Source organism: Mesorhizobium sp. B2-8-9 (assembly GCF_006439475.1).
GTDB lineage: Bacteria > Pseudomonadota > Alphaproteobacteria > Rhizobiales > Rhizobiaceae > Mesorhizobium.
On record NZ_VFTQ01000030.1, the window covers coordinates 22,674 to 37,943 of the forward strand.

General features: G+C 58.7%; 9 protein-coding genes and 1 pseudogene. 6 read left to right on the forward strand and 4 right to left on the reverse strand.

Translation table 11 applies throughout. The features are described from left to right. Positions 1-46: 46 nt before the first annotated feature. Positions 47-862 carry a DUF1194 domain-containing protein gene (locus FJ423_RS27080; RefSeq protein WP_181174914.1) on the forward strand — a complete coding sequence of 272 codons (816 nt, stop codon included), beginning with the start codon at positions 47-49 and terminating at the stop codon, positions 860-862. A gap of 404 nt (positions 863-1,266) precedes the next feature. Here FJ423_RS27080 and FJ423_RS27085 read toward each other — a convergent pair whose 3' ends face one another. Beyond that, the gene (locus FJ423_RS27085) at positions 1,267-1,542 is read right to left on the reverse strand and encodes a hypothetical protein (RefSeq protein WP_140846016.1); all 276 of its coding nucleotides are present in this window, start codon (positions 1,540-1,542) and stop codon (positions 1,267-1,269) included. 89 nt (positions 1,543-1,631) lie between these two features. Between FJ423_RS27085 and FJ423_RS27090 the strand changes: the two genes are divergently transcribed. The 3 genes from FJ423_RS27090 to FJ423_RS33720 all read left to right on the forward strand — a co-directional run bounded on the left by FJ423_RS27090 (position 1,632) and on the right by FJ423_RS33720 (position 5,497). Beyond that, a complete protein-coding gene (locus FJ423_RS27090; protein WP_140846017.1) occupies positions 1,632-3,296 on the forward strand; it encodes a winged helix-turn-helix domain-containing protein in 1,665 nt (554 codons plus the stop codon). Between the two features lie 409 nt (positions 3,297-3,705). After that, positions 3,706-4,815 carry a DUF1963 domain-containing protein gene (locus FJ423_RS27095; protein WP_140846018.1) on the forward strand — a complete coding sequence of 370 codons (1,110 nt, stop codon included), beginning with the start codon at positions 3,706-3,708 and terminating at the stop codon, positions 4,813-4,815. Positions 4,816-5,062: 247 nt separating this feature from the next. Continuing rightward, positions 5,063-5,497 carry a DUF1963 domain-containing protein gene (locus tag FJ423_RS33720; RefSeq protein WP_181174915.1) on the forward strand — a complete coding sequence of 145 codons (435 nt, stop codon included), beginning with the start codon at positions 5,063-5,065 and terminating at the stop codon, positions 5,495-5,497. A 1,271-nt stretch (positions 5,498-6,768) separates the two neighbouring features. Here FJ423_RS33720 and FJ423_RS27105 read toward each other — a convergent pair. Next, positions 6,769-7,236, reverse strand: coding sequence for a hypothetical protein (locus FJ423_RS27105; protein WP_140846020.1), 468 nt, complete (start codon positions 7,234-7,236; stop codon positions 6,769-6,771). Between the two features lie 486 nt (positions 7,237-7,722). On the opposite strand from FJ423_RS27105, the pseudogene FJ423_RS34845 reads away from it, so the two are divergent. Continuing rightward, a pseudogene (locus FJ423_RS34845) lies at positions 7,723-8,303 on the forward strand (tyrosine-type recombinase/integrase). Positions 8,304-8,994: 691 nt separating this feature from the next. On the opposite strand, the gene FJ423_RS27120 reads toward FJ423_RS34845, so the two are convergent. Continuing rightward, positions 8,995-9,573, reverse strand: coding sequence for a hypothetical protein (locus FJ423_RS27120; RefSeq protein WP_140500865.1), 579 nt, complete (start codon positions 9,571-9,573; stop codon positions 8,995-8,997). A 276-nt stretch (positions 9,574-9,849) separates the two neighbouring features. Continuing rightward, a complete protein-coding gene (locus tag FJ423_RS27125; RefSeq protein ID WP_246678455.1) occupies positions 9,850-10,881 on the reverse strand; it encodes a radical SAM protein in 1,032 nt (343 codons plus the stop codon). 620 nt (positions 10,882-11,501) lie between these two features. Between FJ423_RS27125 and FJ423_RS27130 the strand changes: the two genes are divergently transcribed. Next, on the forward strand, positions 11,502-14,591 hold the full coding sequence (locus tag FJ423_RS27130; RefSeq protein ID WP_181174916.1) for an adenylate/guanylate cyclase domain-containing protein: 3,090 nt from the start codon (positions 11,502-11,504) through the stop codon (positions 14,589-14,591). Positions 14,592-15,270: the final 679 nt, after the last annotated feature.

Below are 15,270 nucleotides of genomic sequence, written 5' to 3' on the forward strand. Positions count from 1 at the left end.
TATGGACTGCTCAGGGCGGATTGCTGCAAGCATGGGTGCAAGACCAGTGCTGCGGCTCACGGGCGCCTTCCTGCTCACCCTGATTTTCGCGACAGCGCCACAGGCTTACTCGACGGGCCGTCCCACGGGCGGCTTGGCCGAAGTCGATTTGCAATTGATCCTTGCCGTGGACGTCTCGCCGTCGATGAGCAGAGTTGAGCAAAAAGTGCAGCGCGACGGCTATGTTGATGCTTTCCGTCACGCGGACATCGCGATGGCAATCAAGGCCGGAGAACTGGGAAGAATCGCAGTGCTTTATCTGGAGTGGGCGGGGCCAAATCAGCAAACCGTCATCGTGCCGTGGACAATTGTCGAAAGCCGCGAGGACGCTCTGACTTTGGCGGATAGGCTCGCTGCTCTGTCGTTGACTGAAGGTCGCGGAACGTCGATTTCCGGCGCGTTGCAAGCCGCGAATGAACTGTTTGCGAAGAGCGGCTTGCGAAGCCCGCGCCGGGTTATTGACGTTTCCGGCGACGGACCCAACAATGCCGGAGCACTCATTGACCCCATCCGGCAGTTTCTTCTCGCGGAAGGTGTGACGATCAACGGGCTGCCTATCGCACTGCCCCACATTGGCGGGGCCGACGGGTTTGCGCGGTACGACCCTTCCAGCCTGCAATCCTATTTCGAGCGCTGCGTCATCGGCGGACCGGACGCATTTGCAATCGGCGTCACCGAGGCCGCTATGTTTGCCACCGCGGTCCGTCGAAAGCTGGTTCGTGAAATCTCCATGAACATGGATCAGGTGATCTTCGCCGCTTACACCGAGCGTTCCTACCCCACGGTCGATTGCGACATGATCGGTCAGTTGCCGGGCCGATAGCGCAATGGCGTGACGGCGTTGTGGCGTTGGGCCGCAGCGGAATGTCTTTCGGGCATGCTTCCTACAATCAATTGGGTCTGCTTGCGCAAGCCAAAGCAGTCATTAGCATCAATAGCCGTGAACGCCCTCGAAGGGTCGAGACGAGACGTTAGCGCTTGGCCCGCCGCAGGTCTGGCAAGGGCGAGAGCACGACCTCCGCAATAATCCTCGCGATGTATGCTTCCCGGGACGAGCAACATCTGTCGATATGACCGAGATGCGGCGCATGCCATACACACAGCTTGGGTCGGAAGCGGACCGGCAGTTTCGGGCCTCCGATCTTCAAAGCGGACCTTCAAGTCGGCGAGAGTATCGACGCCGCCTTAGCTCGTACCAAACATTCGCGCCACCTCGGTCATTCGTGCTCAGGACGATGCGGGCGTCGTCTCTGTTTGCGCACAATATACGAAAGAAATAAAAGCAGGCGGATCCGGCGGAAGGAATTCCTTCTGATGTTTCCATGCGAGACAGAGGGCGTATGTATCGAACGGTTTCTGTTCCCGCCATTCTTCAATACCGCCATTTACAAATGTAAGAGAAATAACATGCGCGGTTGCATTCACAATATGGGAGTCCGCTTCGGCAGTCGTTTGCGCTGTCAAAAGGAGAGCGAGAGCGATGATAAATCTCGTCCGTTTCATCTCATCCTCTTGTCGAATCCAGTGCCGCCAGGATCCCTTGGATGCGACGGCCGAGTGGGCTAAGCTAGAGAGCGCGCCATGAGGGTGAAATGTCCCGAAAGGCTCCTGAAATTGACCTGAAATCTGCTGAAACGATCACGTTTCGCGGTTTTGTCTTCCTGACGAAAAGCAAACAACTCCGAACGGTCGAAGGTAAAGCGGTCGGTCTTCGCAACCAGTCCGCCGAGGTGCTCTCCGTCCTCGCGGCGCGATCGGGCGAGATCGTGTCCAAGGATGCAATGATGCAGGCGGTTTGGGCCGATACCTTCGTGACCGACGACAGCCTCACTCAATGCATTGCCGATATTCGCCGCGCGGTGGGAGACGAGGCGCACGTGATCGTGGAAACCGTCCCAAAGAGAGGCTACCGGCTGAATGCCGATCCGTCGGACGCGGCAGAACCAAGCGCCGCAACCGGCACCGAACAGCCCAAGTCACGATTTTCGCGACGGAGTTTCATCCTTGCTGCACTCTTTCTCGTTGCGGCAGTGATCGGCGCTGAAGTATGGCGATCGGCTCGGGTTGCTTCGAGCGACATGCCTAGGATTGCAATCCTTCCCTTCGATGACTTCAGTACCGGAGCGGATAAGGGATATCTCAGCGATGCCGTTGCCGAGGGGATCATCACCGACCTTGCACGAAGCAAGACTTATGCCGTCATCGCCCGGAACTCGAGTTTCAGGTACCGCGACAAGCCGACCGACACCAGGCAGATCGGAGATGAACTCGGGGTCGACTACCTGCTTGCGGGCAGCCAGCAGAAGGTGGGAGACCGGCTGAAGGTGACTGCCCAACTTCTGAATGCGCGTGACGGATCGCATGTTTGGGCCAACACCTACAATCGCGAGATCGGCGATCTTTTCGTCGTCCAGGAGGAAATCATCCGCACGCTTGCGGAACGGGTCGGGCGCAGGATCGAGCACCCGTTGCCACAGAGCGGTGCGGCCAGGGTCAGCGCCCTCCACTATCACCTGATGGGAATTGCCGAGATCCGAGAGGATTTCTCGGCCGCGAGGAACGAGCTCTTTCGGCAACTGAACCTCAAGGCGATCGAAGAGGATCCGAACTCGCAGTTCGGTTATATCGGGCTGGCCTGGTCTTATCGCAACGATGCGATGTTCGGGTGGCACGAGCAAGAAGCTAACCGTGACGAGGCGTTGAAGCGCGCCGCCGAATACGCCGACAAGGCCATCCTGCTCGCTCCTGATGACGCTGAAGCGCATAATATCCGCGCCAGCATCCACACCGAAGCCGGCGAGGTCGAGCAGGCCCTTGCCCGGTACGATCAGGCAATCGCCCTGAACCCCAGCAACTCGGATATCCTGGTCCGCAGCACGGACCTGCTACTCTATGTTGGCCGTACAGACGAAGCTATCGATCGGATCAAGCGGGCCATGGGCATCGATCCTTTCTACCCCGACGACTTCAACTGGCAGATGGGCTGGGCGCTCTGGGAAAAGAACGATTGCAGGGCCGCGCTGGCGGCGATGCGGAAAATGTCCAGAATCCCGAGCGGCGCGCACCGAATGCTTGCCGGGATCCACGCTTGTCTCGGAAACAAGCGAGAGGCAAAGGAAGCGCTTGCGGTTTTCCTCCAGAACGCTCCCAGCGAATCCATCAGTAAAGAACGCAGGGAGTGGGACAAGATTTGGACTGCACCGGGAAGCCTCGAACGCTGGATCGAGCACATGCGGTTCGCGGGCTTGCCCGAGTGAACGGCTGTCGGCGACCCGCAGAAGACCGACTGAGCCGCAAAACACCTTGAAGTCTTTTGCTTTATGAGCGCGGGTTCCCCTCAAGCAAATCACCTTTCACAAGAATATTGGATGCAGGGGGGATTGTGAATATGAGTTGCAGCATGGTCATCTGCGATGTCCGATTCTGGGCGGACACAAGATTTGCCTTAATGGCCGAGATTAGGCGCATTGTAGACCGCCTGATTTGGGGCCGACAACAATCCGACAGTTCCGGTCTCCAATCTTCAAGCCCAGACATCACGTGGGCGGAGGAGGATGCCCCCCCGGTTTGGGCGGCACAAATCCCGCCGAGTGCGACGGGCTGGACTTGCCGTCGAAGCCATACGATCTTCGGTGCGGGACGCGACAGCTCGTGGCGGGGACACAAATGCTCGATGCCATCCTTACCTTCGTCGCCACGTTGTTAGTCGCGGTATTCGCGATGATAATGCTGCTGGCCGGCGTCGAGACATGGAACGGCGCGATAATCGAGCCGCTTCTCCTGCGTCGAACGCTCCTGCTTCTCATCCCGATCCTAGGGATCGGCCTGGCATTGCTTCGGGCTCGCCGCAGCCTGCATAGAACTCGAGCGAAACGCGAGGCAGCAGATTCCCGCGAGAATGCCCGCGCGGCCGGGCAGGCTCCCCCTCCCGCGGACCTCGCTCGCCGGCGCGCCAAGGCTGCCGGCGGCGACGTCGCCGCAAAGATGGTGGCGGAGTCCCAGGCGCAGGCCAAACGCTCGAACCATGCCCAGAAGGCGAAGATCCGCGCGCATGTCGATCGCAAGGCACCGCCCACCAGCGATGCCGACCGCGCGGCGATCGCGCTCGCCTCGCGCGCCTGCCTTGCCATCCGGCACGTCTTCGCGCCGCGCCACCCGCAGCGCTCGATGAGCTTTTTCGGCGGCGTGCCGCTGGCGCTGGACGATCTGGACTGGCCGATGATCCACAACCGCAAGGGGCTTCTCGAGCCGCTCACCTTCATGGGCCAAGTCGACCTCGGCGCGCTGCCCGACGGGCCGGCACGCTCGCTGCTCCCGGCGCACGGCTATCTTTATTTCTTCGCGCCGATGTCGGGTAATTTCGACGGCGATGCGAGCCACTTCGTCGTCCGCTACGTTGAGGGCAAGGCCCGCAAGGACTGGGGTCCTCAGCACAATCCCGCATTTCTGGAGCCGATCGACGGCGCCGAGAACGCCCGCTACCGATATCCCTGGCTGACCTGGCACGACCAGCCGGAGAAGGTCCATCCACGCTTCTATCCGCGCATGGAGATCGAGCTCGGCTGGTTGGAGGACGTCGCCGAGGTGGAGGAAGGCGATCCGGATGCTGGCGACGGCTTCCCTTGGGAGGTCGCCAAGCAGCACCGGCGGCAGCAGCTCGTCGCGTTTCACGGCACGCCGGTCTCCTGGAACAACGCGCTCTCCGCGCACGACAAACCCACGGACCGTCTCTGGATCCCCGTTCGAGGGTTTTCCGACCAACCGTCGGACGGCTGAGGTCCTGCTGGGTTACCTGAAGTCATACATCAAGGAGGAGACCATCGGGATCAAGGGTCGGCTCGGCACGCTGCCCGCGAGGTTCGAGGACCCGGAGCGGTCGCGGCTCTCCGCCCTGCTCGAACGCTACGCGCAATTCGAAAAGGACCGCTGGCGGATTTTTCAGCTGGCAACGACCGGAGAGGCCCAGCGGGGCAAGGCGCTCGACGAGAACCAGCGGACCGACCTCCTTGCACTACTTGAGGAATTGCGCGCCGGCGGACTGCCGGAAGGTGTGCTCGAGCGCCACAATATGCACAAGCGCCTGCCCACGGTGCTGAACGACTGGATCGCGAGGGCGGCGGTCGAAGGCGCCGAAAGCGCGCTCGCCGATCCAGACGGGATCGCGCAGATGCCCGACGCTGTCGTCGAGGCACTCCGCTACCGGCACAGCGTTCTGCGCGATCCAGACTTCAGCAAGAACGGCTCATACGCACAGCACCAGATGCTGGGCCGCGGCGTCGCCATCCAGGACGCGGCCGAGTTGATGGCGCCCGAACACATCCTTCTGCTCCAGCTTCGCTGGGACAATGCGCTCGACTGGCACATGGGCGACGCCGGCGCAGCGCAATACTGGATCCGCCCGGCCGACCTGGCGGCACGGCGCTTCGAGAACACCGTGCTCACCTTCGAGAGCCACTGAAGCGAGGGTGTCTCCCGCGGGCGCTGGTCGGCCCGCTGGACGGCCGGTGACAACGGGTGGGGTTAGATGGCATTCAGCGTAGAATGGGTCGCGAGGGCCTGTGCTTCAGTTCACCGAAGGAAGAGCCCGGTTGGATCGTCGTACGACCGGGGGATTCATCTGCGCAGCCGCCCTTATCGGCGATCCGGCTGAGGCCAATCGCGCGTGGGCGCTAACCGGTTCGCGAACCAATGGAGGCGAGCAGCGAACGCTGGTGCTGTTCGATCCTTCGCGGCAGCAAATCATCGCAAAGGACGAGTTCCGGGCTGTCATTTAAAAATATGCGCCATTGCTAAATTAGCCTGTGCAGTATCATCTTTTTCGAAGCCGCAGAGTTCGCGCCCTCGGTTAACTTCGATGGTGCGGCGAAGCTTTCCGATTCGCTTGGCCGGCGCCGGAATTCACCTCAACAGGCACGGGCGCCGGTCACACCCAGGGCTCCCTCTATTGGGCGGCGCTTCTGCCTTACGTCCGGTGGACACTCTCTCGCACTTCGAATGATTGGATTGATCTGTCTGCGAAGGGTGAGACCATCCATCTGGCGAATGTCGTAGCCCTCGTTTTTCATCTTTGTGGCGAACCTCACCGAAATTGGCGTAAATGCCAGACTTGGCGAGTTCGAATGCGCGCTCAAGCGATGTTTTGTTCGGGTCCATGAAGCCGCCGACCGACTAAGTTTCTGTGTCGTTTCTATGCGGCTATCACCGCGCGGCTTTAACGAGTGGTTTGGAGCTGGGTTGCCGTAAGGAAGCCCGCCCGGATTATCTCGGGCGGGCCGTCAGGTCGTCCCCAACGGCGGCACTTTAGCAGTGTTCCAGGTCCTACGAAATGCGCCGCGCTCCACAACGGGAGAAGACGGGGCAAGTTCCACGGAGTCAGATAGCGTGCGGTTACGCAACTTGAAAGATGCCCGGCTTGTTCTCTCTTGGCGGAGTAGGTTCGGCTATGGAGCTTTGAACAAGCCGGGCAATGCGCTGGTTAGAGCGGTGGCGGGCTCTAAGGCCTGCGCATGGGGAGAATGTCCGATTTGCTACGCGGCTTACAATTGCGACCTAGGTCTGACCTGCAGTGCGCATTGGTCCGAGTCCTGCAACAAATGTTAAGTGCCGGGCATTGTTGTGCCGACTGGCGACGACCGTCCCTTCTCGCCGGCAACCGAATGCCCGCCGTTCCCGTGATAGGTTGGTGGGCATTCTCTTTCCCCCATAGGGTGTGGCAACCGCAACGAGCCGCTAGCACCCTTCCGCCCTTAGCGACCGCACCATGCCAACTATGACCGGATCGTAAGGCACCTTTTCATCACGGCTGTAGTTGATCGTAAACAGCGCGGCACGGTCGGCGCATACTTTGATGGCCCGGACATACCTGATCTGGCCCTCTTTAATACCCGAATAGCTGGCCCACTTCGGCGTAAGGCGCCTATACGTCAATCTCCAACCGTCTTTTTCGTCCTGCATCATGCGATGCTCGATCTCGGCTTCAAAACTGGCCTTGCCCAGCCGAGCGCCCCATACGGCTAAGAACGCCCGTCTTTCGCCTTCGAAAGCCGCGCCCTGATCGGAACGCTGCGACAGCGCAAACCCGGGTGGAACATCGAATATGAAGCCGAATTCCTTGACCCCGAAATGCTGCCACGGCTTCGGCTGAACCAACGCGGTGGAGCACAGAATGCAAGCGAAAGCCAAAACTATACGGCGCATAGCGTTGCTTCTCCAAGGCCCCTCTCTCGGCCGGGGAGGCCCTGGCCGGAGATGGCGATAGCCGTCCAAAGCGCAGACGAATCCACGCCGGCCTCGCAGTCACCCAACTTGGTGGCAGACCGAACGTTCCGTTAGCGGTTGCTTGACGAAGCCACTTGTCGCGCCAGACTCCTCCCATGGCGAAGGCACTATCAAAGTTGGCGATATGGTTGCGATCACCGCAACGATCCGCAAACGCGTTACAGAGGATCGGGTCAGCGCATTGATCCCTTCCTCCCATCAGCCGTATTCGATCGTAGACACGTCGCCGAAGGCAGAAAATTGAGCTAACCGGCGAACTCCTGCGCGTCGATGATGACACTGTGACGGTCGGCGGCAAGGACGTAGGCATCACCGTCAAACTCCCAATACCGTGCGGCTCGTCACGAGCCATGTAGCGCCGAAGAGAAAAACGCCGCTGATCGACACCTAGTGCATCCGGTTTCTCTGGCGCCTGAGTCGCATCGCAACGGCCGTGCACTCAGGGCTCTTCGCGAAAGTCCTTCAGAGACGCATAGCGAAGCTTCTCCTCGCCCCGCATGAAAGGTGATCGATGGCGAGGAACGTCAGTTCGACGGCTTCGACATCACCAAGGCCAAGAACAAGACCAGGACCGGAGGCAAGCGGCTTTTCGTTCCGATTACACCGATGCTTGCCGAAATCCTCGATGCCACTGACAAGCGCGGCGAAACGGTCTTGGTCACGGCTTATGGCCAGCCCTTCTCCGCCAAATGCCTGACCGGCACCATGGCTCATTGGTGCAAGCTCGCCGGGCTTCCGAAAGGCTGACGCTGCACGGACTGAGAAAGTCGCTTGGCGTTTATCTCGCCGAGGCAGAGGCCTCAACCAGACAGCTCATGGATGTGCTCGCTCACGACGACATCGATCATGCCGAACTCTATTCGGGCGAGGCATCGCAGGTTCGGCTGGCGGTCCAGGGGATGGATCGAGTCGTGCGTCTTGTGACGCGCAAGCCCATGCCTGGCGGACCTGTTGGCGAACCTGCCCGTAAATCACTGAAAAAATAACGATAATGGTGGGCCCGGAGGGTGTCCTCAAACTGTTGATTTGGTTTGCGTTTTCGTGGGCACAAGGCAGACATACTTCCCGTATCGTTCCGTATGGTTCCGCGGCCGTCGTTGGACGAAATCGCTATCTATGCCACCTTCACGCTAGATGCCGCACATCGGCACTGGGTGGGTCTCCACTGGGCCGATTGCCGACAGGCCGCTTTGGGCTGGGACACACGAGGGCGGACATTCGGGCCGTCGCGAACATCGTCGTGACCTGACCCATCTTGGACGTTAAGTCTGAGGCGCCTCGCCTGCGCGCTTATATCGATGCTGGGAATTCGATGCAGACACGAGGTTTCAAACTAGCATGTAAGCGCGCCCATCGATCATCGCTCGCTGACGGCACGGCGAACACAACCGAGGTGTTTCCATGGCCCGCGTCAAACGTAAACGCTGGTTTATGTTTGACGGCAGAAATCCGACGGACAAGGACAACGGAAATTCGACGGGCTCGAACCTCGGCCCTTCGGAGGCAGAGGTCACAAGTCCGAATCTTGTCGGGTGCGCCAATAATTCAACAGATCATAAATTAACAACGACAATCCGATCAGATTGATCTATTTTCGTTGCAGGCATGTTTCTGGCGTAACGGAGCGACGCTCGTGGCGTCAATTCGCAAGCGCGGAAGCAAGTACCATTCCGTGATCTATTTTTTACTTCTCGGTCGTTTTCGCGCCTGTGCCGGTGCGACCAGTCCCATACCGACCACCGGATTCTCTTTAGCGTAATCTTCAAGCTTCTTGGCAGTACTCAAGGACGCAGGCTGGTATTTGAACTCGCTCCGGGATGAATCTTTCGACCAGTAAGTTCGAAGCTTTGTGATCGCTTCGGAAAGGTTAGGCGACTTTCGTATGGCGTCATTCAGACCAGCTATCGCCGATTCTGAATCATATGCCCAAAAGGTCCTGTAATGATATCGGTGTCCAATTGACCAATACGTTCCCAAGTACCTCGCACCCTCAACCTTCTCCACGTTTTGCCGAATAAAAGCCTCGTTGTCTTCAAGGAATTGATGGAATGTCGGTACATCCTGGTAGGGGATGCCAAATGTCCACTCAATTAGAATACAACCCAGGGCGTACGAGATTTCCGGCTCGCACGGTGTCAAGGGCAGAACCCCATGCGTGCGAACTTCGGCGACGAGTGGCTGAACCGCCGGTGGCGGTGCAATGCCTTGCCGACGTACCAAACGCTTGACCTGTTCGATAGTCGGATTGCGTGCCACTAGCCAGTCCTCCTGATCGCTGAATGGTTTCTTCTGCGGCACATTCAAGCCGGTTCGACAAGCTCTATGACGCCCTGCTGAATGAGATCCTCAATGCCCCGCCGCAGTTCAAGCCGTGCCACTTCGCGCGAGCGCGAAGGTTCAATTGTAGCAAAATAGCGACGTTCCAGCGACCTCCAATTTCGCCCGTCGCACAATTCCATTATAAGCCACGCAGACGCATTGAGGGTGTATAGCCTCGGGTTATCTGGCGTGAACACGATGCATACGCCCATCTCATCGACGGGGCGAATCCGCAGGTTTGCGACCTTTCGAAAGGAGACGCGACGGTAAGACACGTAAGTCGACTCCGTCATTCATTGTCGAGCAGAACGGATCAGGTGCCGCCCAACGACCATGAAAGGCATAGGCGGCCGAGCGGCAACCTCCGCGCGTTCCTTCAGTGGTGTCGCAGTCCGGGCACGACTTTTCGACCACACCGGAGCGCAGCTCTCGGTATAGGGAATGCTGCCAAGTGTCGAGGAACGGCACTTCGCGAATGTTGCCGTAATCGACGTACTCGCGCAGATAAGCGCAACCAATTGATCGGCCGAATGGATCTACCGCAGCAGCCTGCCAGCAGCAATTCCGGTCATTGGGATGCCACGACTTCATCACGGTAAGCTCAGGTGGTGGTGTAAGCGAGTTGAGCACAGCCATCTGCTCTTGCAGGGACATCGCCAACTCATCCCAGCGGGACTTAGCTCGTCCCAGAGGATAGAGGCGCAGAATTCCTGCGCGGGGAACGCCGAGCTCGTGTGCAAGCTCCAAATACTCTTGCAGTTCGTGCATATTTCTCCGGTTCAGGATCGTGAGCACATCAGTATCGATGCCAGCCTCGAGCAGGTAGCGAACCGCTTCGCAGGCTTTCTGGAAGCTCCCGCTAACTCCGGTGAAATAATCGTGCGTCTCGGCTCTCGCTCCCATCAGGTCAATGAGCACACGTCCTATGCCAATCTGCTTTAGGCGATGCGCCATCTCGCGATTGATGAGGGTTCCGTTGCTCCGCAACATGGTCATCATGCGGCGAGCGCAGTGTGCCAAAATTTGAAGAAAATCTTCCCGGAAAAGAGGTTCCCCACCTTCGAAATAAACGGAAATAAAATTATTGTTGACCAAGTAATCGAGAAATCCCAACCATTGATCAGTAGCGACTTCAGCAGACGCTTCGCAGGCCTGGCAATCCGCATAACAGTGCTTACACTCGAGATTGCACGTCTGAGTTATCGACAGTGTTATGCTTAGCGGTGATTTCAGGAAAGGTTGCAAGCTCAAGTCCTCCTCAGCAAGAGTAGCACCTCTCATTGGGGAAATCCAATGCGCTGCCGGCAAGCGCTCTGACGGGCAACCCTGGAGACAGCGCCTCGTTTTGCGTCAATCGGTGCACCGAGCCTGGTTTCGGCTCGGAGTATGGTCCGAAATTCTTGGGGTCGAGCCAGCCTTCGTAAGGAGCATGACGGAGGCAACGCAGCGGAAAACCCAGGGTGGCCTCGGGGTCGTTCCAAGGCCAGCAGACCTGCGTCGTGCCATAGGGCTGAACCAGGATAGACGGTGCTGACGGCAGGTCGCGCGGGAGAAGTCGCCACGCAATTCCACGACGTAGAAGATCGCGTTGATGATTTCACGCGGCGACCAGGCGCGTGGTCGCGCGCGTTCGCACGGTTCGGCATAAACGGCTCGGTCAGAGTCCATTCGGAGTTTCTAACGTAAGCCACCGCGGCTATGATGTCGCCGGATCCACATCGTGGTTCCAAGAAAGCTTTGACAACCTTTGGAGTCGCACGAACCCCGGCCACAAACCCATTTCTCGGGACGGGCACTCACAGGTTTACAAGCTGGAGACGCTCCATATGCGATGTCCTCGGTGTCGGTTCGAGAACGGAGTTGGTATGCGGTTCTGCGGCAACTGCGGAGCACCGCTGACGAACGCACCTTCGCCTCTGTCCGACGACGCCGCACTCGCCTCCGCAGAGCGCAGGCAGATCACTGTCGTGTTTTGCGACATCGTCGGGTCGACTGCCTTATCGGAGCAACTCGACCCCGAGGATCTCCGCGACCTTTTTGCTACCTATCGATCCACTTGCGATGAGGTGGTCCGCCATTGCGGAGGGTGGATAGCTTCATACTTCGGGGACGGTCTTCTCATTTACTTCGGCTATCCTGGTGCAGGCGACGACGATCCGGTAATGGCTGTGCGCGCTGCGATTGAAATCATCTCGCGTTTCCAGCAACGTAGCGCTGAAATGGTCGATTGCGCTGGTGCCAGCTTGCAGGTTCGCATCGGCATCCATACCGGATTGGTGGTTGCTGGCGACCTTCCCAGCGGTTCTGACCGGGAGATCTACTCTATCGTCGGCGAGACTCCCAATGTGGCAGCTCGTCTGCAAGCGCTCGCTGCGCCCCAGACGGTACTCATCAGCGATGCCACATACGCCCTGGTCAAGCATCGATTTGAATGTCGCGCCTTAGGAGAGCGCCATCTCAAAGGTATTTCGCGTCCGATACGGGTCTATGTACCGTTGGCTGAATCAGCCTTCACGTGGCAGGACGCATTTGCACTTCGGAACCTTACTCCGCTCGTTGGACGCACACGCGAGCTGGCACACCTCAAAGAGGGTTGGGAGCGCGTACTGCAGGGCAAGGGTCAAGTGGCGTTGATTTGCGGCGACCCGGGAATTGGCAAATCACGCCTCGTACACGCTTTTCACGCCAGCATAGCCGACGACCATTCCATGCTTGCGTGTAACTGCGTGCCGCATTCGTCCGACAGCGCGTTCCTCCCGATTATTGATTTGCTGCATCGGCATCTTGCAATTACCTCGTCGGATGGCGCGGCCGAAAGACTGGCGAAACTTGAAACGTCGCTAAAGCAGTCGCCATTTCGGGAAGAGGCGCTGCCCCTGATTGCTTCTCTGCTATCGCTCCCGGCTCCTGCAGGATTGGACACGACCAATCTGCCGCCTCAAAGGCGGCGGGAGAGGACGATTGAAATTCTGCTGACCTGGTTGCTTCGAGAGACGGAGCGTCGCCCGCTTATTTTTGTCGTAGAGGATCTCCATTGGGCCGATCCTTCAACGCTCGACGTCATCAAGCAACTTCTTCAGCTTGTTCCAACCGCGAAGTTATTTCTCCTCCTGACGTTTCGCCAGGAGTTCGTGCAGCCTTGGATTGATCCTTCGCACGCGATGCGATTTACGCTTTCGCGCCTCTCCTCTGGTGACACCAACGAGATTATTGCCAACCTGACCAAGGGCACCGAGTTATCACCGGCGTTGCGCAGCCAGCTGATTGAACGGGCCGACGGTGTGCCGCTATTCGTGGAGGAATTAACGAAGACCGTTATCGAATCTGCGCAGGTCGGCGGTAGCGCGAAGGCTCCGGCCCTCCTCGACGAGGCTGCTATCCCTGTAACATTGCGCGACTCCCTGATGGCCCGACTGGATCGGCTGAATTCCATCAAAGCGACCGCGCAGATCGCAGCAACTCTTGGCCGCGAGTTTCCGTTCGAGTTGTTGAAGGCAGTCACGTTGGCGTCTGAGACAGAGCTGCTGAGCGCTCTATCCCAGCTGGTCGACCGTCAGATTCTGTTACAGCGTGGTATTGCTCCGCACGCTTCATATTCTTTCAAACATGCACTCATTCAGGAGGCAGCCTATCAATCCCTGCTTCGAAGCTCTCGGCGCCACTACCATCTGCGGGCCGCCGAGGCGCTGGTTGTCCGGTTCCCGGATTTGGCCGAGCGGCAACCAGAGCTGATAGCTGAGCATCTCAACCTTGCGGGGGATACAGAGCGAGCTATCAACTACTGGCAAACAGCCGGCGAACGAGCGCTGAGCCGCTATACAAACCCCGAGGCCGAAGCTCACTTCCGAAAAGCATTGGCTGCGATCATGAGCCTTCCTTCATCGCATCAGCGCCAGCAACAGGAGGCTTCGCTCTTGATCGGGCTTGGCACAGCGCTGACCTCGATCAGGGGTTGGGCCGCTTCGGAGGCTGAGCACATCTACGCCAGGGCGCGCTTTCTGTGCCAGACGATCGGAGACACCCCACAGCTCGCGGCTGCCCTCCGAGGTTTGCAGTCGTACTATCAGGTGCGAGGACCTGTTCAGGTGGCTCGAGAAATCGGTGAGCAACTCCTCGAAGTGGCGGACCGGGGTGATGATCGGTCAATCCGAGTCGAAGCGCGACGTGCTCTCGGCTGGTGTCTCTTCTGCCTCGGGGAATTCCCCGCAAGCAGAAGGCAGCTCGAGGCCGCGCTCGGCGGATACGATCGAGCATCGTCGCGCCGAAATATCCTGACATACGGATCCGATGCAGGTGTTGCTGGCCTTGCCAATCTTGCTTGGCTCGAATGGTGCGCGGGTAGCTCCGAGTACGCAGTTGAGCGAAGTCGCGAAGCAATCCGTCTGGCAGAAACGCTCGCGCATCCGCTCAGCCTCACCTACGCACTCTGCATGTCGGCGGCCGTCCATCAAGGCCTCCGTCAGCCAGGAATAGCTGAGGAGCTTGCTGCGAGCACCGTTGCGATAGCTACCGAGAATAGCCTTTTGTACTGGATGTCCTGGGGCACCATTATTCGGGGCTGGGCGGTTGCCGAACAAGGCTCAACTGATGCGGGGATCAATATGTTGAACGAGGGAATCGAGGCGTACGCCGCGACAGGTGCGAAGCTGTTTCGCGGCTATGCGCTTGGCCTTCTCGCCGACGCCTGCGGTAAAGCAGGGAAGCCGCGTGAGGGGCTCCGCCATGTCAACGAAGCGGTCGTCAGCAGCACGGCCGTGAACGTGCACTTCTTCGACGCGGAACTCCATCGGATCAAAGCGGCTCTTCTTCTACAGTCGGGAAGCACTCGCAGGGCAGCCACTGAGGCGCTTGAACTCTCGGTAGAGACTGCTCGAAACCAGGGTGCGAAGATGCTCGAGCTTCGCGCCCTGAACGATCTGGAACAATTGCGCGGCCGAGCCGGTCCGTCCGCCTGACGATCGGACCGCGATCGCGACATTGCTGCCAGACCGCCCTGGTGTCAGCAACGCAGCCGGAAGCGCTGTATGTCCTCGGTCGTCGCGGTGTCGGGAGTCTGGCCAAGGAACGCGGCAAAGCGACGAACATGCCGAACTAGTAGTGCTGCGTATGCGGTCCCAGGCCCCGCATCAGCATGTCTTGCTGCATTCGCTGGCGAAGCGGCGTGATCGGAGCATCGGTCGACAAGGTAGCCATGACAAGTTCCTCTCGTTGAAGGGAACTCCATGGTCAGATCGCAGGCTTTAACTGCTCAAGCCCTATGAATACGCGTCATCTCAGAACCACGCGACTCTCCCGCGAAGCGGGTTCGTGCATGAGGCGCAAAGTTGCCGTTCGAGAGGCCAGGAGCGAGGCTGAATTTAGTATACCAACATATGCCCTACGCTTCGGTGGACTTCCTCCCTACCCTTCCGATTCTGTGGCGCTTCCGCATTGCGGTGCGCGAGGTCTGGAGGATCAAATTGATCGCGAAGCCTATCAGAGATTTTTGCGACCGGATTCATAAAATCCGAGGGGTTCGAGTCCGCGTTTTGGGCCTGCTCGGAAAAACTTAATAATTTCAAACAGTTTAATTGAGTATTATTATGGTGGGCCCGGAGGGTGTGAGGCCGTCAAAGAAAATCAATGGCTTAGCGG

Bases quoted from the DNA above. Each gene is read 5' to 3' on its own strand.
- FJ423_RS27085 (WP_140846016.1), bottom strand. From the start codon at position 1,542: ATGAAACGGACGAGATTTATCATCGCTCTCGCTCTCCTTTTGACAGCG.
- FJ423_RS27090 (WP_140846017.1), top strand. From the start codon at position 1,632: ATGTCCCGAAAGGCTCCTGAAATTGACCTGAAATCTGCTGAAACGATC.
- FJ423_RS27095 (WP_140846018.1), top strand. From the start codon at position 3,706: ATGCTCGATGCCATCCTTACCTTCGTCGCCACGTTGTTAGTCGCGGTA.
- FJ423_RS27105 (WP_140846020.1), bottom strand. From the start codon at position 7,236: ATGCGCCGTATAGTTTTGGCTTTCGCTTGCATTCTGTGCTCCACCGCG.
- FJ423_RS27130 (WP_181174916.1), top strand. From the start codon at position 11,502: ATGCGGTTCTGCGGCAACTGCGGAGCACCGCTGACGAACGCACCTTCG.